The 20,211-nt window shown below is 43.0% G+C and carries 16 protein-coding genes, 1 tRNA gene and 2 pseudogenes; 14 read left to right on the plus strand and 5 right to left on the minus strand.

Annotated elements, in window-relative coordinates:
- Positions 1-41 precede the first annotated feature (41 nt).
- Together QTN94_RS14750 and QTN94_RS14755 are read left to right on the plus strand one after the other, a co-directional pair.
- Positions 42-794 carry an electron transfer flavoprotein subunit beta/FixA family protein gene (locus QTN94_RS14750; RefSeq protein ID WP_331428094.1) on the plus strand — a complete coding sequence of 251 codons (753 nt, stop codon included), beginning with the start codon at positions 42-44 and terminating at the stop codon, positions 792-794.
- 10 nt (positions 795-804) lie between these two features.
- Complete coding sequence (locus tag QTN94_RS14755) at positions 805-1,767, plus strand: electron transfer flavoprotein subunit alpha/FixB family protein (RefSeq protein ID WP_331428095.1); 963 nt, start codon at positions 805-807, stop codon at positions 1,765-1,767.
- 57 nt (positions 1,768-1,824) lie between these two features.
- On the opposite strand, the gene QTN94_RS14760 is transcribed toward QTN94_RS14755, so the two are convergent.
- From QTN94_RS14760 to QTN94_RS14775, 4 genes are all read right to left on the minus strand, one after another.
- Positions 1,825-2,961: a dihydrolipoamide acetyltransferase family protein gene (locus QTN94_RS14760; protein ID WP_331428096.1), complete on the minus strand. Its 1,137-nt coding sequence runs from the start codon at positions 2,959-2,961 to the stop codon at positions 1,825-1,827.
- Entirely contained in the window at positions 2,958-3,941 is a 984-nt protein-coding gene (locus QTN94_RS14765) for an alpha-ketoacid dehydrogenase subunit beta (protein WP_331428097.1), read from the minus strand. Before QTN94_RS14765 ends, QTN94_RS14760 begins: the two co-directional genes overlap by 4 nt.
- Entirely contained in the window at positions 3,934-5,037 is a 1,104-nt protein-coding gene (gene pdhA / locus QTN94_RS14770; RefSeq protein WP_331428098.1) for a pyruvate dehydrogenase (acetyl-transferring) E1 component subunit alpha, read from the minus strand. Before pdhA ends, QTN94_RS14765 begins: the two co-directional genes overlap by 8 nt.
- Positions 5,038-5,528: 491 nt before the next feature.
- A complete protein-coding gene (locus tag QTN94_RS14775; RefSeq protein WP_331428099.1) occupies positions 5,529-7,076 on the minus strand; it encodes an alanine/glycine:cation symporter family protein in 1,548 nt (515 codons plus the stop codon).
- A gap of 561 nt (positions 7,077-7,637) precedes the next feature.
- Between QTN94_RS14775 and QTN94_RS14780 the strand changes: the two genes are divergently transcribed.
- The 12 genes and pseudogenes from QTN94_RS14780 to QTN94_RS14835 form a co-directional block, all read left to right on the plus strand.
- Entirely contained in the window at positions 7,638-8,177 is a 540-nt protein-coding gene (locus tag QTN94_RS14780; protein WP_331428100.1) for a DUF3332 domain-containing protein, read from the plus strand.
- Positions 8,178-8,338: 161 nt separating this feature from the next.
- Positions 8,339-10,339: a HAMP domain-containing methyl-accepting chemotaxis protein gene (locus tag QTN94_RS14785; RefSeq protein ID WP_331428101.1), complete on the plus strand. Its 2,001-nt coding sequence runs from the start codon at positions 8,339-8,341 to the stop codon at positions 10,337-10,339.
- 137 nt (positions 10,340-10,476) lie between these two features.
- Positions 10,477-11,841, plus strand: coding sequence for a transporter substrate-binding domain-containing diguanylate cyclase (locus QTN94_RS14790; RefSeq protein ID WP_443088796.1), 1,365 nt, complete (start codon positions 10,477-10,479; stop codon positions 11,839-11,841).
- Between the two features lie 184 nt (positions 11,842-12,025).
- A tRNA-Gly gene (locus QTN94_RS14795) sits at positions 12,026-12,100 on the plus strand.
- Between the two features lie 76 nt (positions 12,101-12,176).
- Positions 12,177-13,505, plus strand: a complete 1,329-nt coding sequence (locus QTN94_RS14800; protein WP_331428103.1) for a tyrosine-type recombinase/integrase — start codon at positions 12,177-12,179, stop codon at positions 13,503-13,505.
- 37 nt (positions 13,506-13,542) lie between these two features.
- Complete coding sequence (locus QTN94_RS14805; protein ID WP_331428104.1) at positions 13,543-13,971, plus strand: hypothetical protein; 429 nt, start codon at positions 13,543-13,545, stop codon at positions 13,969-13,971.
- A 348-nt stretch (positions 13,972-14,319) separates the two neighbouring features.
- Positions 14,320-15,024 carry a hypothetical protein gene (locus QTN94_RS14810; protein ID WP_331428105.1) on the plus strand — a complete coding sequence of 235 codons (705 nt, stop codon included), beginning with the start codon at positions 14,320-14,322 and terminating at the stop codon, positions 15,022-15,024.
- Positions 15,018-17,294 carry a DEAD/DEAH box helicase gene (locus QTN94_RS14815; protein WP_331428107.1) on the plus strand — a complete coding sequence of 759 codons (2,277 nt, stop codon included), beginning with the start codon at positions 15,018-15,020 and terminating at the stop codon, positions 17,292-17,294. The genes QTN94_RS14810 and QTN94_RS14815 overlap by 7 nt, the downstream gene beginning before the upstream one ends.
- A 407-nt stretch (positions 17,295-17,701) precedes the next feature.
- The gene (locus QTN94_RS14820) at positions 17,702-18,190 is read left to right on the plus strand and encodes a hypothetical protein (RefSeq protein ID WP_331428108.1); all 489 of its coding nucleotides are present in this window, start codon (positions 17,702-17,704) and stop codon (positions 18,188-18,190) included.
- 84 nt (positions 18,191-18,274) lie between these two features.
- Positions 18,275-18,595 carry a hypothetical protein gene (locus QTN94_RS14825; protein WP_331428109.1) on the plus strand — a complete coding sequence of 107 codons (321 nt, stop codon included), beginning with the start codon at positions 18,275-18,277 and terminating at the stop codon, positions 18,593-18,595.
- Positions 18,595-19,713 (plus strand): hypothetical protein, encoded by a 1,119-nt coding sequence (locus QTN94_RS14830; protein WP_331428110.1) that lies wholly within the window; start codon positions 18,595-18,597, stop codon positions 19,711-19,713. The genes QTN94_RS14825 and QTN94_RS14830 overlap by 1 nt, the downstream gene beginning before the upstream one ends.
- A 211-nt stretch (positions 19,714-19,924) precedes the next feature.
- Positions 19,925-20,062: pseudogene (locus QTN94_RS14835) on the plus strand (acetyl-CoA carboxylase subunit beta); the annotation flags it as partial.
- 14 nt (positions 20,063-20,076) lie between these two features.
- On the opposite strand, the pseudogene QTN94_RS14840 reads toward QTN94_RS14835, so the two are convergent.
- Positions 20,077-20,211, minus strand: a pseudogene (locus QTN94_RS14840) (IS630 family transposase); the annotation flags it as partial.

Here is a 20,211-nt window from a genome sequence, read left to right on the forward strand (position 1 = left end):
TTACTAAGCTCAATTTATCACTTTGCTTTTCGGAGATTGCGATGAAAGTTCTGGTAGCGATTAAACGCGTAATTGACCCGTACACGAAGGTACGTATCAAAGCTGACGGATCGGGTGTAGAAACCGACAACGTTAAAATGGCAATGAATCCTTTCTGCGAGATCGCCGTTGAAGAAGCGATTCGAATGAAAGAAGTGGGTAAGGTAAGTGAAGTGATAGTCACCTCTATCGGTACTGATGATTGCCAAGAGCAGTTGCGCAGTGCGCTCGCATTAGGAGCGGATAGAGCGATACATGTCAGCAGTGAGAAGATGCTTCAGCCACTCGCGGTAGCAAGAATTCTCAAACGGCTTGCAGAAAAAGAGCAGACCCCGCTGGTTATTGTTGGCAAGCAGTCTATTGATACTGACAACAACCAAGTGGCGCAAATGTTAGCCGGTCTTATGGCGTGTCCTCAGGCGACGTTCGCATCCAAAATCGATCTTGTTCATGAAGAGCTGACGGTCACTCGTGAAGTGGATGGTGGACTGGAAACGCTTAAGTTAACCCTGCCAGCTGTCATAAGTACCGATTTAAGACTCAACGAGCCACGTTATGCATCGCTACCCAATATCATGAAGGCGAAGCGTAAACCATTAGAGATCGTCAACGTTGAAAGTTTGAATGTTGACTGTTCGCCGACTCAGACTGTGCTGGAGGTTTTTGCTCCTCCTAAGCGTGAAGCTGGAATCATGGTTGCGACCGTCGCCGATTTGGTCGACAAACTTAGAAATGAAGCCAAAGTGATTGAATAAGGAGTGTGTGATGAGCGAAGCCAATATTTTAGTTATCGCAGAGCATGATCATAAGACGATCTCGGCGGCGACATTATCTGTGTTGACTGCTGCGATGCAATTAAAAGGATTTTCTTCCGGCGCAAAACTCAGCGTATTGGTGGCGGGTAACCCTTGTGATGAGATTTGTAATCAACTCAGTGGTTGTGAAGGAATCGACGAGTTGTTAGTGGCAGATAGCCCAGTGTATCAATCCCAGCTAAGTGAAAATCTCGCACAATTGGTGATGAGTCGTGCCTCTGAATATGGCTATTTGCTCTGTTCGTCGTCGAGCTTTGGCAAAGACATAATGCCTCGGATCGCGGCTCTGCTCGGGGTTGGAATGATGTCTGACGTGGTTGCTATTGAAAGTGGCGATACGATAGTGCGCCCGATATACGCAGGTAATGCGTTAGCGCGAGTACAAAGCCATGATGATCTAAAAGTCATGACGGTGAGAAGCACTGCGTTTGAAAAAATATCCCTTCAGGGGGCAAACACGGTCAAAATTGTGCATCTAAACCTAACGATAGATTGTCAGGGAACAGAGCTTATCAGCCGAGACAACATTCAAAGTGAACGCCCAGAATTATCCAATGCGGATGTGGTGGTTTCTGGTGGGCGTGGTGTCGGCAGCAAGGAAAATTTTGCCATGGTAGAAGCTTTGGCTGATAAGCTTGGTGGGGCGATAGGAGCCTCACGAGCGGCTGTTGATGCGGGTTTTGTTACTAACGATTTACAGGTCGGTCAGACGGGCAAAATTGTCGCACCGCGTCTCTATATTGCAGTGGGCATTTCGGGGGCGATACAGCATTTAGCAGGTATGAAAGACTCCAAGGTGATTGTTGCGATTAACAGCGACCCTGATGCACCAATTTTCGAAATTGCGGATTATGGGCTGGTGGGGGACTTGTTTACTCTATTACCGGAACTGATAGAAAAGATAGACGCTTAATTCGAATGCTTAACCAAAAAAAACGCCGAATCGAAAGATTCGGCGTTAGTTAATGGTTTAACTTTGCAAATGCTCGACCAGTTTCTTGGTGAATCTTGCTGCTTCGCCGCCTGTACATGCACGGTGGTCAAAAGTAATCGATAGCGGCATGACTTTAACCGCAACTGGAACGCCATCTTTTATCACCACTCGTTCGATGATACGCCCAGCACCAACAATCGCGACCTGAGGTGGTGAGACAACGGGCGTGGCGAAAATGCCAGCAATGGCACCAAAATTAGAGAGGGTGATGGTTGCATGCTGTAAACTGTCTCGGCCAATTTTACGTTCTCTAATTCCTTGGACGGTTTCGTTTAACCATGTTCGGATGTCGTTATCGTCATAACTCTCAGCGTGTTTCAACACGGGGACGTAGAGCCCGTGACTGCTGTCAACCGCAATACCGATATTGACTCGGCTATGGACACAGCGGGTCATGGTTTCTGCGTCGAACCACGCATTCAGAGCCGGTTCTTCCTGACAGGCATAGACAATGGCACGAATCAATCGCCCTGATATATCCTCCGCTGCTGTCCAATTTGCCAGAGACGCTTCTTCGGTAATCGTCACTGCCGCGACACTGTGATGCGACTCAGACATGGTTGACACCATGGTTCTACGTGCACCTTTTAACACTTCAGTGCCAGGACTCTGCTTACGCGCTTCGGCATAAATGTCATTGTCGGTGATTATTCCGTTCGGCCCGGTACCGCTGACGGTGTTTAAGTCTACGCCGAGCTTTTTAGCCAGCAGGCGTGTTGAAGGTAGCGCCGTAACCAGTCCGTCTGTGGAAGGGCTGTGAGTGCTGCCGATCCAAAAATCGTCAACGTCTACATGGTGTGTAGTTTGCGATACATTACCAACCACAGTGGCCGCGTCTTGTTGCTTCTGTTTTGACGCAACGGTGCCAACTAACTCAGGTTGCTCTTCAATTTCGAGCAACAGTGCACCGATGTTTATCACATCACCCGCTTCACCATGGCGACTGACCACAACGCCTGAGTAGGGGGCTGGTACTTCCACCACCGCCTTTGCTGTTTCAACGGTAAGCACCACTTGATCTAGCTCGACCGAATCGCCAACATTAATGTGCCATTCGACAATTTCGGATTCTGCTAGACCTTCGCCCAGATCTGGTAATAAAAACGTTTTCATTTCCAACCCTCCACAAGCTCACGTGCAGCTAAGACGATGTCTTGCTCATGAATCATAAAATAGTCTTCGTTACGGTAGTAAGGCATGATGGTATCGAATCCCGTGACACGTTTAGGTGGTGCTTTTAGTAGACACATCGCTTTTTCCGCGGTGCGAGCAAGAATCTCCGCTCCAACGCCACACGTTTTGCTGGCCTCATGCACAATGAGCAATCGGCCAGTTTTTTCTAACGATGATAGTATGGTATCCATATCAATAGGTTTGATGGAGGCGAGATCAATGACTTCCGCTTCAATTCCTTGCGAGGATAAGGTTTGCGCCGCTTGCAATGACTCAACAACGCAAGCGCCCCATGTCACTAAAGTAATGTCTCTGCCTCTACGCAGAGTAAAGCAAGTATCTAGGGGAAGCGCTTTTCCATTATCAATCACATCAGATTTGACAGTGCGATAGATGCGTTTTGGCTCGAAAAACATAACGGGATCGTTGCTTCTAATCGCCGCTAATAGCAATCCATATGCGCGTTGTGGGGAAGAAGGGATGACAACTTTAAACCCAGCAGTGTGAGCAAACAGGGCTTCAACACTTTCAGAGTGATGTTCCGGAGCGTGAATACCACCGCCAAACGGTGCCCTAAATACGGCGGGACAGGTTAGGCGACCACGTGTTCGATTTCTCATGCGAGCCGCGTGACACATAAGGTGCTCCAACGCAGGAAAGACAAACCCTTGGAACTGGAATTCTGCAACGGGTCGCAAGCCCTGACTCGCCATGCCAACTGAGACACCTCCAATAAGCGCTTCAGCAAGCGGGGAATCAATCACACGACGAAGACCGAATTTTTCTTTTAAGCCAACGGTGGCACGGAATACACCGCCGTTATCACCGACGTCTTCGCCCAGAACCACTACGCTAGAGTCGTGGCTCATTTCATAGTGCAGTGCAAGGTTAACTGCTTCGACTAGGGTGAGTTCAGCCATGTTTACCTCCTTGCATGCGCATTGCTTTATTTATTAGCTCATCGCGTTGTTGATTCAGTTCGACGGGGGCTTGCTCATAAAGAAAATCAAACGCAGTTTCAGGCGCTTGAGGTGGCAGAGATAGGTAATGTTCGACTGCTAATTCGACTTGTTGTTTGCACGAGACGAGCCACTCCTGTTCAAGGTTATCGTTCCATGCGCCATGGCTAGTTAGATAGGTCTTGAGACGTTTAACAGGTTCATATAGCCAGGCTTGGTTCAGTTCGTCACTGCTCCGGTAACGCGTCGCATCATCGGCGGTGGTATGATCACTAAGTCGGTAACTGACGGCTTCGATTAGTGTCGCTCCCTTACCTTTGCGAGCGCGATCTAACGCCGCTAGAACCGTGTCATGCACAGCAACAACATCGTTCCCATCGACGGTAATTCCACGGATCCCAGCTCCTTGCGCTTTATCAGAGAGAAAATCAGCGGCACATTGCAGCGCACGGGGGACAGATATCGCCCATTGATTATTGTTCACGACGAACACAAGTGGCAGGTTCCAAGCACCAGCGCAATTGATGCTTTCAAGAAAATCACCTTTCGAAGTCGCGCCATCGCCACAGGTGACGAGGGCTGCGTGGTGTTGATTGTCTATTTTCAGCGCTGCCGCAACACCAACAGCATGGGTGCACTGAGTCGCAATAGGTACGCAGAAAGGTAAGTCATGGCATGGTTCTGGGGTATCACTTTGGGGCGCAACATGAAAGTCACTGCCTCGTTCATCGCCTCCCCAATATTGAAGGTTCTTTTCCATCGCGATGCCTCGTGCCCACATTGCGGGCATATCGCGATAATAGGGAATAAAGACATCTCTTGGATGCATCGCATGGCCAATTGCCACACCATAAGCCTCAGAACCCAGATGGGAAGGGTAAGTCCCCAGTTTCCCCGTCCGTTGCAGCGCCACCGCTTTATTGTCATAAGTTCGGGTGAGCAGCATATCTTTATAAAAATCGGTTAGGGTCGCTAAGTCTGCCCATGCGGGAAGTTGGTTGACCGCGTTACCTTCGTGATCGATGAAGCGTAACATGGGTAGTGTCTGAACATTCATTACTATCTCCTTTTTGTTACTCAGAGGTGGATCGCACTTATGAGTAACCTTGTCTGACTCCCAACCATGTTTCGGTATTTCGGAGTCCAGATAGATACTTAAATTTCATACAACTTATCGGTAACGGTTAAAACAACCTGCTGATGAAAGCGCTAGCTACGTACTTTTAAGCTACAAACTCAAAGGAAAATAGCGATCAAGTTCAACCATTACTCATTAAGGTAAGTGTAACAAAGATGTTAAAACTCGCATATTGAGAGTGATTATCATGTAGTAAAGCAGGGCTTACAGTTTGCAATTTGATGGGGAAAAATAGCGTTTGTTAACAAAGTAGGGGGCAAAAACTGGACTTTTATACTTGTGATTGAATCGGCTGTAGGAGATTGGTTTGCAAGTTTAGATAAAGAAATAATTTGATTTGATGGCCAGATAAACGAAAAACAGCAGGCCTGAGCCTGCTGTTTGTAGCACTTAAGCAATTGAGTATCTGATTACTCTGGTTGCTCAGTTAGGTTTTGCTTCTGCTGTACTTTGTAAACTTTACCAGCGTTGAAACGTTCTAGGTAATCAGCCAGGTCGCGTTTAACTTCAGGTACAAGGATGTAAAGACCAACAATGTTCACTAGTGCCATTGCGAAGATCATTGCATCTGAGAAGTCGATAACTGGACCAAGGTTCATTGCCGCACCAATGACAACAAAGATACAGAACTTAACTTTGAAGATGATTTCTGCAGTTTTGCTCTCACCGAATAGGTAAGTCCAAGCTTTCAGACCGTAGTAAGACCAAGAGATCATCGTAGAGAAAGCAAATAGGATTACTGCTACAGCAAGTAGGTATGGGAACCAGCTGATAGCACTACCGAATGCCGCTGAAGTTAGTTCAACACCTGCCAGACCAGTATCTGTGTCCAGGTAACCTGTGATGATGATAACCAGTGCAGTCATAGTACAGATAACAACCGTATCAATGAAAGGTTCTAGTAACGACACAAAGCCTTCTGACATTGGTTCTTTTGTTTTTACCGCTGAGTGAGCGATAGCCGCCGAACCAACACCCGCTTCGTTCGAGAACGCCGCACGTTTGAAGCCTTGAATTAGAACACCGATTACACCACCAGCAATACCTTCACCAGTGAATGCGCCGTTAAAGATTGCTGAGAATGCGTCATCGATGCGATCAAAGTTCATCAAGATAATGATGATAGCAGCACCAACGTAGATGGTTGCCATGAATGGAACAACCTTCTCAGTGACTTTAGCGATAGACTTAATACCACCGATGATTACGATACCAACGACCACAGCGAGGATTAGGCCGAACAACCAACCTTTATCTGCGAAGAATGAAGCATCGCCACCCGTTACACCAACAACCTGCTTGAATGCCTGGTTAGCCTGGAACATGTTACCGCCACCAAGTGAACCACCGATTGCGAAAACAGAGAACAGAACTGCCAGAGTACGACCGAATGCAGCGTTACCGCGTTTAGCCAGACCTTTGCTCAGGTAGTACATTGGACCACCAGAAACAGAACCGTCTGGGTTTGTGTTACGGTATTTAACACCAAGTGCACACTCTACAAACTTGCTCGACATACCAAGTAGACCTGCAAGGATCATCCAGAATGTCGCACCAGCGCCACCGATAGACACAGCTACAGCAACACCAGCGATGTTACCTAAACCAACAGTGCCCGAAAGAGCCGTTGTCAGTGCTTGGAAGTGAGAAACCTCACCCTCTTCTTTTGATTTTGGATCTGAGAACTTACCAGATACCAAGTCGATAGCGTGTTTAAAACCACGCACGTTAATGAAGCCTAAGTAGACTGTGAAGAAAGTTGCTGCAACAACTAACCAAAGAACAATCCACGGCACCTGTACGTCACTAAAAGGGAACGGAATAGTCGAGAAGATCATTCCTACAAAAGGGTTAACGATAGGTGCAACGACTTCGTTGATTTTGTCATCCAAGTTGGATGCTGCAGCGCTACCTGCAAATATACTCGCCAATATGGCTAGCGAAATACGCTTTGTCATGCTTTTCCTGCCTGTGAAATGGGTGTTTTTATATATAATACTTATATTGTGTTTTGTTACATTTGTGTAACGTTGCCTATTATTCATTTAATAAATAAGCACGCAACATCTTTGACGGAAAAGTTGATCTAGCAAACAATTCTGATTTTTACTAACCAGTTAGGCTGATTTTGAACTTATTCACTGCTTTTGGTGAAAAATATGGATTTTATATAAAGATATAATTGACTATTTTGGTCGGATATTTTGCGGTTTGGGCGAATATATAAAACTGTCTGATTACTATTTGAACAGTGGTAGATGAGGCTAACCCCCGATTTTGCAGATTATTTGTACTGGATTCTGAAACAAAATGTTATCGAGTCTAAATCTGAGCAGCGCGATCGCTATAGAGGGCGGATTGGGTATTGCCAAAACACTATATAGATTGTGTTGTAGGAAATAACCTATTTAAAACAAAAGGTTAACATAGTAAATTTGTGTCAAATGTCTATTGTGATGGATTGATTTAGCCGAAAACAAGAGTACGATGCGCGCCTTCTTGATTAAGTGGTGGTATATATGAAAACTAACGTATTAAAAATGGCTATTGTAGTAGGCTTAGGTGTTTCTTCTCTTACTGGTTGTATGGGACAAATGGCGACGACGGGTCTTGTGTCAAAATTCAACCTAGAAGTGGTAGATAACCGCTACGGTCGTGAAGGTATGTTCCTGCTTCTTTCACCTGTCTATGGTATCGCTGGTACTGTCGATCTATTCGTCTTCAACGCGATTGAGTTTTGGACAGGTACCAACCCAATTTCTGGTAAATCACCAGCGGTAGTAGACACTTCGACCAAAAACTACATCAAAGTGAATGGCCATTTAGACAGCTCACTTAAAGATGTCCCTTTGTCGAACAACGCAAACATCGAAAAAGCAACGATGCAGCAAATCGACGAAAACACAATGCAGATGGACATTTCATACATTGATGGTACTCAACAAGTACTTCGTGGTGAAAAGTCGCAAGATAGCGTAGCCTTCTACCTAGATGACCAGTACATTACGACAGTCTCTAATGATGAGCTAACGAATTACGTAGCAGCGGCAAATATTTAATAGCCCTGTTATATCGTGTTTCGAAGTCCTCGCTTAGCGGGGACTTTTTTTTGCACTTACCGACCGGTTAATACAAAAGTTTAATTTATTGATACACATTTATTTAACAACATTGAGCAAGACGCTATAGTAAGCATTGAACTTACTATAGGAGTTAATGGATGAAACTCACAATATCAGGGAAGTTACAGCTAAGTTTTCTGTCACTTGCAGTACTTTTTATCGTTTCCGCATTTTTAATCTTCCGCAGCATTAATACTGTCGATACGCAGACTCGTTCGTTGCTAGAGAGTGATCTGCCGACCGTAGATGCCGGTCGTTCCATTCAGCAATCTATTCAAGCTACAGTCTCTTCTCTGCGAGCGTACATGCTGCTTGGAGGGGATGAAATGACGGGGGCTGAGCAGAGAGACAACTTGGCCCAAGCGATACTCAAGGTTGATGAAGCGCTCCCCCAATTAGAAACTCTGTTAGTTGCAGAGAGCTACCAAAGAGTTTTGTCACAATGGATAGTGGTAACCAAATCATTGAATGAAATCGCCGAGCTCAGCCATAGCGATGAAAACCTTCCTGCTCACTCACTGTTCATCTTTGAAGCCGCCCCTATCGCAGAGGTCGCACTCGATCAACTGCAAGGTTTAATCAATGACGAAGCAGGGAATAAAGAGGGTGGAGAGCGTAAGCGTCTATTCAGGCTCTATGCAGATAGCTATACCTCGTTAGCAAACGCGCTTTCATCAATGCGAGATTTTCTTCAATACGGTAGCCAAGACCATCTCGACAAGTACCAAGAATTTCTAAGCATCCACGCCAAATCTGTAGAAGAAATCGAGTCTAAGACCGATTTGCTATCAAGCAGTGACCAAGGACTATGGTCACTGTTCAAAGAGATGCAACAGCTCTATTTTCCCTTAGCGGATCAGGTAGTGAATCTTCGTAAATCGAACGACTGGAACATCGCAAATCAGAAGATGGCAAACGAGCTGGTTCCTGCTGTACAGCAACTTGATGCTAGCCTCGAGGCGGTGATCAACCAGCAGCAAGCTCAAGCTGATGCGAGTGGGCAAGGGATCTTTAGCTCAGTCACGAATGTAATTCGTTTGCTGGTTGGCTCGATTGCTCTGGTCGTGATCGTATCGGTAACGACTGCCCACCTCATGGGCAAAAACATCGGTCGTCGTGTGTCGATTGTGTCCAAACGTGCCGAGTCCATCGCTGATGGTGATGTATCTCAAGCTTTGCTAGAAATTGAAGGTAGCGACGAGCTGGCCAGTTTGATGCATTCGATCAATCGAATGAATGATGAGCTCGCCAGTATAGTAAAAGGTGTCACGACTAAAGCGAACACCGTCAGCGATAGTATGAAGTCATTGCTCGACGCCAACGAAGCGACGGTTTCTCAGGTCGAACGTCAGAAGGCGACTATGGCACTAGTTGGCCAGCAAGTGAGTGACGTGAGCCAGTCTGCCAACGACACTGCAATACAAGCAGAGCAGTCGGTGACTAATTTGCTTGAATCGAAACAACAGATCGAACGTGGTTCACAAGCGTTGGATCTCAATAAAAATACTGTAGGTTTGTTGCACACAACAATAGAAAAAGCGAGTGACCAGGTGGATGAGCTCAGCAAAGAAAGTGAAGCGATTGGCCGGGTTACCGAGGTGATTGAAGGTTTAGCGGAACAAACGAATTTGCTCGCGCTAAATGCGGCGATTGAAGCTGCAAGGGCAGGGGAATATGGTCGAGGTTTTGCTGTGGTTGCCGACGAAGTTCGATTACTCGCTATGCGCACCACAGAATCGACTACAGAAATCAACAACATCGTTAACGCGATCCAAACTTCGACGAGAGCCGTTGTCAACGAAATTGACAAGAGTAAGGATTTAGCTCGCGAAGGTGCGGAACATACCGAACTGGCGTATGGGACACTCAACTCAACCACGGATCAAATTGAAGTGCTTAACCAACAGATGAAAGAGTTATTGAGTTCCGCTCAGCAACAGTCGTTAGCGACCGACGAAATACAGAGCTTAATGGAAGAGGTCATCTTATCCGTTGAGGACGTCGCGAAGATATCCAATTCCTCTTCTGATATATCGAGTCAGGTTCGGACTCAAGTGAACGAACTCAACAATGAGATGGGACAGTTTAAAATAAGCTAATTTGTTGAATTAGTGAGATTTGACGCGAATTACTTAACAATAATCATAATTGATGAAATTGATCGAAGTACTATCTATACCAACCTCGATATATGGTCTATAGCTTAATAGTCGTAACAGTCAGCTTAATGGTAAGGATGGAAGTGCTTCGATTTTTTATTAGTGTATTGGTTCTAGTGAGTTTTACTTCTTGGGGGCAAGCTGAATCGCCGCAAAAGCTTGTTGTGGCTAACTCAAAAGCATGGAAACCCTTCTCATTTATTAATCAAGAAGGTCAGCCTGACGGTATATTGATTGAGTATTGGCAGGAGTTTGGTCACAAGAACAATATAGACGTTGAGTTTCTTTTGTTGGACTGGCAATCATCACTCGAAGCGGTAAAAGATGGCCGTGCAGATGTACATGCGGGTTTGCTATGGTCCGAAGGACGAGACAGCTACCTAGACTTTACCGCTGGCATTATGTCTATCGACACTCAGCTTTTTATCAGTCAAGAGCATATAGGCTCTAGTCTAGATGAATTCATGCTCTCTAAGCACGACAATAAGGTAGGGGTTGTTGCGGGCGGTTATGAGGAAGAGTTCACCAAACTGCATTTTCCGAATCTCAATCTGGTTAGCTTTGCCAATAACAAACAGATGATCGAATCTGCGTTTTCGGGTGATCTTGATGCGTTTGTTGCAGACCTACAAGTGGCTAACTTCTATATCCACACATCTCAAAAAGCCCCGAAATTTATTGGGGTTCGCCATCTCTATTCTGGCGAGTTAAGGGCGGCAGTGGCTGAAGGGAATACAGCGCTACAACAACGAATTTCACAAGGTATCAACTCGTTTGGTGTTGAAGATAAACAGAAGATCTTCAATCGCTGGATGTACATCAATACCGTGTATCCTGATTACCTAATACCGCTATCTGCACTTGCGATCGGTTTAGTTACTTTTGGCTATATCGTCACACTTAATATTACGGTTAAAGTTAAAACTAAGGCGCTGGAGCAGGCCAACCGAGAGCTTAAAGTACTTTCTGAAACAGACCAACTGACAGGGCTAAGTAATCGACGCCACTTTGTTGCAGAGTTAAAGCAACGTCTTGCCAGTGAAGCGGCAATTTCAGTAATGATCTTTGACATTGATGATTTTAAGAGCATCAATGATACCTACGGTCACCAAACTGGTGATGAAGTGATTAAAAGTGTGGCGCATGCCGCCGCCGATATCGTCCCTGAGCAACATTTGATTGGTCGTATAGGCGGGGAAGAGTTTGCAATAGTCATGTGTGGTGAGGAGTTTGGCAAAGTCGTGGATATTGCAGAAAGCCTATGTGCCAGAATTCGACACTTATCTATTCTCGATAACCCAAGCATCAAAGTTTCAGTCAGTTTAGGCTGTGCACATTATTTGTCTAATAACGGTGACATCACGCTATCAGACGCTGACCACCTGATGTATCAATCAAAGTTAGAAGGGAAGGATAGAGTCACCGCGATCTGCTATCCCTAGTATTCACAATGAGATTTTTTCCCGGATAACTTCTGAATCTGGCGGCTAATTTGTTGCCGTCAGAGAGAGAATTCGCGGAAAAACCACTCACATTGATGCTTAACTGTCCACTTGAACGCAAACTCCAAAAAAAAGGTTTTCTTTTCAGTCAGATGTGGCATATTAACTAGGTCTTCGACGCAAAGCGTACTTCGTATAATGGCTATTACCTCAGCCTTCCAAGCTGATGATGCGGGTTCGATTCCCGCAGTACGCTCCAAAATTCTTCAATAATTTCAAAGATTTACATCAAATTTAAGCAATTCCAATTGGCACTGATACGACAAGGTGTCACGATGTACATTTTTCGAAATCGTAGTTCTACCTACTATTCTCGTTTTTACTTTCCCTCTCAATGGGTTAACTTTGGCTATCCAAAAGAAGTGCGTTTTTCCTTGCGGACCAAGGAACGCTCCATCGCTATAGATCGATCTTTAGTTCTCCTTCAGTCTGCACGTTCAATGGTCGGTGAGACAATCCCTGATGCAAGCGTTAGAGATTTCGTCTCGACATTCAAAGAGACGATCACTGCCATAGTAAAAAACGATTTTGTGGAATCTGCTGAATTGGCACCTAGCTTGACTGGTGCGGCCCAGCCAGCATCTATGGAACCGAGTTCCATTACCTCTAATGTAGGCCCTTCAGTTTCAGTGTTATTAAGTGAGTTTGTTGAATACAAGCAGCTTGTAGGTGTTAAGCCCAAAAACGTTGATTTGCTTAGCTCGAGAATCAATAATTTTTTCGAGAGCCAAACTGTTAGCCCTGATTCTGTCACCCCTCGTCACGCTAGTGCATTTCTAAAAAACCTTTATGGTCGAGGGTTATCAGCGAAGACTGTTCGTGACTATCTCGCAGCGATTCGGCAGTTTTATAGCTGGATGATTGCAATGGAGTACGCGACTGTTAATCCCTTTGAAAATGTTAGGGTTAAAAAGGACGTTAGGCTCCCTAGTGAGCAGCGCAGAAGGTGGAGTAGGGAAGAGCTAGTGAAGCTATTCTCACATGACAACTTTGTTGGTGTAATCGGAACAAATGATTCACTAGTAAACTATCAGAAGAAGCTAGAAGACTACTGGATCCCGTACCTGCTATTGTTCACTGGTGCACGAGTGAGCGAGATCTGTCAGTTGCGTACCGAAGATGTTCAAGAACGAGAAGGTGTTTGGTGCATTAGCGTGAACGAAGATGAAGGCAAGACTGTTAAAACCAAAGCGTCCATTCGCCATATACCGTTACACAAAGAATTACTCAATATGGGCTTCTTGAGTTATGTGAACCATCGTTACTGCGCACGTAAGGATAAGTTGTTTGATATTCGGCCGTATGGCAAAACCATGTGTTGGTCAGAGCAGTTTGGTAAGCGTTTTACTAAGGTATTAAAAGCTATCGGGTTTACAGGCGCTCAACGACCTACGTTGCACGGTTTGCGTCATACGTTTGTTGATTCTGCTCAGGCTATAGGTTTGCCTGAAAATGAGGTTTGTGAAATCGTCGGTCACGCAAAACAAAGCATGACATATGGAAGATATGGAAAACGCCTATCGTTGTTGAGGTTAAAGAGCTTGATAGATGAGATCGACTTTGGTTTTGTACCAATCATCAGACAAGTTCACAGTCGGTCTTGAAGTGCTCGTCTCAAACTTACTATTCTTTAAATAAAAAATGGACCCAATAACTCAACAATACGAGATGAATATTAAAAAGAGCGAGCAAGAGGCGTTTAATCAGTACCTACGCCCTTATTTAAGGGCACATCATAACAGCGAATCTAATGTCGAGCGTGAAGTAGTTAGTAAAGTTTTTTCTGTTTATCTAGAGCTAGGTATCCTAGATGGAGAAGCATTAATAAACGAGAGCAAGTTTGCTGCGCTGGTATCTCGTAGATGCCGCGCACATTTGAGATCAGAGTCAGTTATGAAAACTTATATTTCCTCAGTTAAGCCAAGCCAAGAAGTCTGTATCAACGTGCCTCAACTAGCTTTCAGAATAGTGAAAGAGATAGAAGAGTTAATTCTCAACGAAAGTCGCCACAGAGACTCTACTGTAATTGGGCGCATGCCTGATCGAGAACTAGGGTACTTGGGTAACTAGTCTGAGCTACACCACTCAACAACTTTTGTCCAAAATTGTTACAGTCGGCACTTTCTATCTTGAAAGTGTCCCTAGATGAGTTGCAATCAGCATTAGAGCGAATGAAGGGTAAAAGACCAAACCTGACAGAGCTATTTAGTCATTGCTTCTGGAGATGCTCTCCAGTAGCTAAGGCTCCTAGATGTGATATTGATGAGCTCATTTAATGATATGAATCGTGATTTAAATCAATTATTTATTGGGTTCATATAAAATAACAAGTGCTACTATACACATAACAGATACACTTGGACGGTTGTAGTTTTAATTTTGAAGCAATCTTTCATATAGATTGGTTAGGTGATGCATTTGGACAAAATTGATCAAGAATGGGGATGTACCCATTCTCGTTACCACGACAGTAGCAACGTAAAAGCATGTATTGTAGCTGTTTCCGATTTAGACAAGATCTCTGAAAAACTAACTTCGTCAGTGCTTGATTCTTCATGGATGCTTGATCTAGATAAAGGCACCAGAAGGACTTATGAGTATACAGCTAGAGAGACCGCTAATGCTTTAGTGGAGATCTTTAAGAAGTTTTCTGATGACCACCAATTAGGTGCTGAGTTTGGCGAAGTTATGGTTTCTATCAGTTCAGCTCGTTCATTATCAGTTATCTTTGATCATATAGCGCTACCTATCGCCGAGATATGGAAACCTCAGCTCAAACAAAATGAAGGTTTTGATTTCCACACTGAGTGTACAGAACAGCTAATAAACTTTGGTGAAGCAAAATTTTCTGGGAGTGTAAATCCTCATGGTAAAGCAATACCACAAGCAGAAGGTTTCATTAATGAAGAAAAGCATTTTAGGGACCGGGCACATTTAGTCAATTTAGCGTCCCAAAAATCTATAGAGAATTTGGACGATGACAAGTTTGGTGCCATAGCTGCATTTTCTATAAATTCAAAGGATCACGATTCAATAATGGATAATGCAATAGAAAGTATTCAGGAGTCTGGGCTGTTTGATAAAGTTCAATGTGCTTACGTTATTGGGGTTGTTGTATGTTAGATATTACATATATTAAGGAAGATACTTGCCCGCAAGCCAGTATTGGCGAATTAATAGAAACACTTCATAAAGATGGCCCAGTTGATCGTGAAGTCATACAGGCGCTAACCTACTACAAACTTTTTCATTCTGATGTTTTTAAAAGCTTTGAATCTAAGGTGCTGTCAGTTCTTGGATTGTTTTATAAAGATGAGAATCCAACGGACTTGTATTCTTTTTTATTGGCAGGAATTGGTAGAGAAAACAAAAAAAGGTTTGGTGAATGGCTTACTCCAGTCCAAGCGAGTGTGCGATTAGCGGTAGAAGAAAATCGATACACATCAATATCCGCGCCAACCAGTGCAGGTAAATCTTTTTCTCTAAGAGATTACATTTTTGAGCAAGAAGAAGATAGCGTAATAGTTGTTCCATCTCGAGCACTTATTGCTGAGTATATGGCAACCTTGAGGGAGCGATTTAAGGACAATAAGCAGGTCATGATCTCTTCTTTTGTTGATTGTGTGTTCACAAGCAGAAAGTTGAGAAGAATTTTCGTTCTTACCCCTGAGCGCGCAAGAGAAATTTTCTCACATAAAGACAAATTGAATATCTCGTTATTTTTTTTTGATGAAGCTCAAGTATCAGAAGAAGCTGAAAGAGGGGTTATTTTTGATGTTTTAGTTAGGCGAGTTAAGGTTGCTTACCCAGAAGCAAAACTAGTATTTGCACATCCTTTTGTAGATAACCCTGACGCCCAAATGAAGAAACACGCGTTAGACGAGAGTCAGGCATATTCTCGGTCATACCCTCATAATACTGTTGGTAAAGCATTTGTATTTGGTCACAGTAACAAGAAAGACTACTATTTTTCACCGTATAAAGAGCAAGGTCATCATGTAAAGAATAGTATCCAACTGAATGAAAAATTTGAGAAAATTGCTTTCAATGGTGTTCATACAGTTCTGGTTTTTGTGTCTAAAGCGTCATTATATCGAGGGGACTTTATCGATGATTTTCAGAAGTATGTCGACCGATTTGGCGTAATTGAAGATGAATCTGCAACATCAATCATTCAAGAGGTTGAATTGTTGATTGGAGCTAATGATCAAGACCATCGTTCTAATCTTGTTAGTTTACTAAGAAAGGGTGTGGTCATCCATCATGGTTCTGTACCTCTTGAAGTGAGATTTTTGATTGAAGAATTTATCAGGCAGGGGCATGCTAAGATTTGCTTTGCCACCAGTACATTAGCCCAAGGTATCAACATGCCATTCGATGTTGTTTGGTTGGACAATATGAGAATGCAAGGTGGTGATGAAGAAGACAAAGCACTAGCATTCAAAAACTTGATAGGGCGTAGTGGACGACTGTCTAAGGAGGCTGTGTTTGATTTTGGGTATGTGTATACAAAGAATCCTATATTACTTTCTTCGCGTTTAAATACACCATTTACTTTATCTGAAGAGTCACTCCTCGAACAAGATATAGAAGGATTGGATGATGAAAGAGAGCTTATTTCTTCAATAATCGAAGGCACATTTGATGAGGAAATGAACCTGCCTTTAACTAAGGTTGATAGGCTTTCAACGAAAGAAGCGCTAGATCTAATGGAGTCCGTTTTATATTTTATGTATGAAGATGGATTTGGCTCAAAGCTGTTTGGAAGGGACAATAAGGAAAATAGACTAGTCACAAAAGACTGCCTAAGGGCTGTTTATGAAATATCTCTAGGTAGACCTTTGCTTTCTGGAGAGAAGAACGTCTTTAATACGGCAATCGAAATATTCTTTCACTTGATTCAGGGACGAAGCTTTAAGGAAATTGTAGGAATAAGATATAGCTATATTTCAAATAGAGGCAAAAACCAAAACTCGTATGCTAACTTCACCCAGCCTGCGAATAAACTCCCAGATAGTGGGTTGTTTAATGAATATCCACTGTTTCAAAATACAAAATCTAAGGACGTGAGTTACGATGCTGTCGTATTTGATACCTACGATTATTTGGATACGGTAATCTCGTTTTCCTTATCAGACGTGCTTATCGGAGCTTTTAGTATCTATCATAATCATACTAAAGACACCAAGGCGTTAAAGATGGTAGAGCTTTTAAAGTACGGCACTAACGATACTGTTCATACATTGTTGCTGCGGTATGGATTTCCCCCAGAAGAGATTAAAGAAATATCAACGTACGTAGAAACTATCTCTGAAGAAAATATTTTGTTTAAGCCTGATGTTATTCGTTCCCCAGATAATGTGAGGGAACTCGTGGACTGGTATCTGCCATAAGGCTACTGGTCGAATCAACAGGCTGCGTGGAGCTGCTGATACATTCTAAATACATTTACTAATCTTATACGGAAGATCGAGTATGTAATGTCAAGCGCACTTTTGTCCAGAGCCGTTTCACTCGGTGCTTTCTAGAACGAAGTGCCTTTTTCTCTTTTGGCGAAAGTTATCGCCATCGGATTCATATCGATGAGTATACGGCAATTATCTAATGCCAATAGTGCGTTGTGCAACAATTAGTCATTTTGATGTGTTTATGACCTCGGTGATGAAAAAATTATGTTACCATTTAAAACAATACCTTACGAAAGACTCAGGCTTTCGCAATACTAAAGAAGGTACCAAAACAAGGTGTTTAATCTCCTAATTTGGTGAACTGATAAATTATATGACTCTAGGACAATGAAATGCAGGGAAGTCAAAACGCAATAGATAAAGAAATGTTGCGCGAGATAGGTAACATGGTTAAGCACCTTACCATAGATAGCGACAATGAAACGGAACGTTTTATTCTTAAGCTACACATATTACTTGAAGGCATTCTAGAGAAAATCATCCGTAAAACTTTCCCTTATCCAAAAGCCACTTTGGAGTGTGAACTTACGTTTTCCCAAAAACTAGCCATAGTAAAGTCTATTTGTTACCAAGATGAAATCGCCCTTGTTTTTAAACACATAAAAATAATCAATCAAATACGAAATGAACTTGCTCATAATTTGGAAAGTAGAAAATACGAACAGTTGATTCACACTCTTGACAATACGTACACAATAAATAATGGGTTTCAGCTTGATGAGCAGTCTTTGGAGTTGTTTAAGAAAAGAGCATACATGCTATACGGAACGCTTTTAGGTATAGAAAAACAATTAGTTGTAAATGTTAAAGTCAAGTTATAGCAATGCCAATCAAAGTAGATATGAGTTATGGAGGTTGAGTTGAATTTTGTGTGTTATAAGTCGAACCCTCAACATAGAGGTGGTTTGCCGATTACTCAAAAGAGCCAGTGGAGAATACCCGAAGTAGACGAAACAGCTCTGTTTGATAAAGCGAAAAGCAATGGATGGATTTGTCCCAAGAATTGTTTATGGTCGATTGACGATGATTTTTGCGTGATTGGTGAAGACATTGCTGGCGACTTATATGTTGCAAAATTTTGGGGGAATCAAGGTGAGTGGCATGGTTTTCCTGTGTCAATGAAAAGAGATGTTGATCGTCCACCAACGTCTGCCATTTCTGATTGGGTAGATAAAAAAATCATACGTAAGCGTATTGGCAACAAAATGGCGTGGGGGCAATTCTAATGACCAGTAAAGTTAAGATAGAAATCGAAGGGGATTTTATTGATTCGTTTGTGTATTCTGGTGTTCTATTTCTTGTTAGTTCTGACTTAAGTCTTAAAGCGTACTCTTGGGATAATGTGTTCAAATGTAGCTTGAAAGGTTTAAATGCTTTTAAGAGGCATCAACTAGAAAATTACTCACGAGGATCTGTTTCCATATCAAATGAATTAAGTGGCACATATTCTGTTTCAGAAAAGTCGCTAAAGGAACTCGAACTTTGCTCAAAGAATTTAGATGTCTGGCCTTCAGATATCAACATTTATAAAAATCGCTTTTATGTTGCTTCTGAGCTTGGTGTTGATGCATTCGATTTTGACTGGGGTGATGGTAGGGTTACTCAGTTTGAACGTTCTACAAGAATTTATGATGAAGTTTCATTTAAGTTAGCGACAAGCTCTCATCATCGCTTAGCGATAGCTGCGGGTAAATCTGGTTTACTGTCTGTCACCCCACATAGAAAGTATGCACGCCGAGAAGATATAAATCAGTTAATCGATGTCCCATGTTCAGGCTGCCAATGGCATAGCACTAACTTAGTAGCAAATACTATTGACGGGCAATATACGGCGTCCTATCTATCTATTCCTAAAAAAGTAGACTTTGACGGTACAGATAGAGAGTACTGGGACATGGTGAAGGTTATAAAAAGTACCCGACCTGAAATTAAAGAGCGCAAAGAAATTAATGGTGAAAAGATTGTTTCTTCATGGATTTCTGGAAAGGGTTTGTTCAGCGTTACTCAAGACTTAAAATTATATTGGTGTAATATTGAAAACTCTCAAGAGTATGAACTGGTCGACACGAAATCTGAGCTGTCAACTCTCAAGTACTTTAAAGCACAATCTTCACCATTTGGTACCGTGATGGAAGTTGGTGATGACCTGAAATTATTCACTAGTGACGGCAGGTATGAGGTTATTGCGGAGGAAGTCGTAAACTGGAGATTATTTCCTAAATCTAGCTATTACCTAACTCATCTCCATGTTATTGATGATGACGCATTATCCATTTCCCTATTTGACATGCCAACTGTATCAAGCAAGTTTGGGTACTCTAAGTCTGAAGTGTCGATTGATTAGTTATACATGTTAGAGTGTTACGGTGCATTGCCCATAAAGCTACATTGGCTGCGTCAGCAGTCAATGTTCTCGAGCAACAAACCCGTCTACCTCAAATTTAACCCAACTACCTGAAAGAATCAGTTTGGAGCTAAAGCTTTGACTCGGAAACGTCCATTTCTGAGTTTACAATATAAGTATCAACGCTAAGTGAATTCTCAGACAGTTTTATTTGTCTTATATTTCAGTGTCAACCGATCAAACCTTTGGCGGTTTCTCGGTAAGCTTAGTCATTATGGGTGATGCCAACATGGATGAACCTAAAGCGCGCATTGGTTTTGCGGGACGCAAAGTTATTAAACAAACGGTACTAAATAGCTGATCCTAATTATGCTTCACTTTTTGTACTCCATGACCACCGCTGGGAAACGATGAAATGTTATCCATAAAGTTTCGAACCCGTTTTAATAGTTGCCACATTGCTTTGCATTGATGATTCCGAGTTACTGTTTCATGTAA

The organism is Vibrio sp. M250220 (assembly GCF_036533795.1).
Classification (GTDB): domain Bacteria; phylum Pseudomonadota; class Gammaproteobacteria; order Enterobacterales; family Vibrionaceae; genus Vibrio.

Coding starts and splice junctions, on each gene's coding strand:
- QTN94_RS14830 (WP_331428110.1), top strand. CDS start 18,595: ATGACCAGTAAAGTTAAGATAGAAATCGAAGGGGATTTTATTGATTCG.
- QTN94_RS14775 (WP_331428099.1), bottom strand. CDS start 7,076: ATGACAAAGCGTATTTCGCTAGCCATATTGGCGAGTATATTTGCAGGT.
- QTN94_RS14790 (WP_443088796.1), top strand. CDS start 10,477: ATGGAAGTGCTTCGATTTTTTATTAGTGTATTGGTTCTAGTGAGTTTT.
- QTN94_RS14780 (WP_331428100.1), top strand. CDS start 7,638: ATGAAAACTAACGTATTAAAAATGGCTATTGTAGTAGGCTTAGGTGTT.
- QTN94_RS14755 (WP_331428095.1), top strand. CDS start 805: ATGAGCGAAGCCAATATTTTAGTTATCGCAGAGCATGATCATAAGACG.
- pdhA (WP_331428098.1), bottom strand. CDS start 5,037: ATGAATGTTCAGACACTACCCATGTTACGCTTCATCGATCACGAAGGT.
- QTN94_RS14815 (WP_331428107.1), top strand. CDS start 15,018: ATGTTAGATATTACATATATTAAGGAAGATACTTGCCCGCAAGCCAGT.
- QTN94_RS14820 (WP_331428108.1), top strand. CDS start 17,702: ATGCAGGGAAGTCAAAACGCAATAGATAAAGAAATGTTGCGCGAGATA.
- QTN94_RS14765 (WP_331428097.1), bottom strand. CDS start 3,941: ATGGCTGAACTCACCCTAGTCGAAGCAGTTAACCTTGCACTGCACTAT.
- QTN94_RS14750 (WP_331428094.1), top strand. CDS start 42: ATGAAAGTTCTGGTAGCGATTAAACGCGTAATTGACCCGTACACGAAG.
- QTN94_RS14785 (WP_331428101.1), top strand. CDS start 8,339: ATGAAACTCACAATATCAGGGAAGTTACAGCTAAGTTTTCTGTCACTT.
- QTN94_RS14805 (WP_331428104.1), top strand. CDS start 13,543: ATGGACCCAATAACTCAACAATACGAGATGAATATTAAAAAGAGCGAG.
- QTN94_RS14800 (WP_331428103.1), top strand. CDS start 12,177: ATGTACATTTTTCGAAATCGTAGTTCTACCTACTATTCTCGTTTTTAC.
- QTN94_RS14760 (WP_331428096.1), bottom strand. CDS start 2,961: ATGAAAACGTTTTTATTACCAGATCTGGGCGAAGGTCTAGCAGAATCC.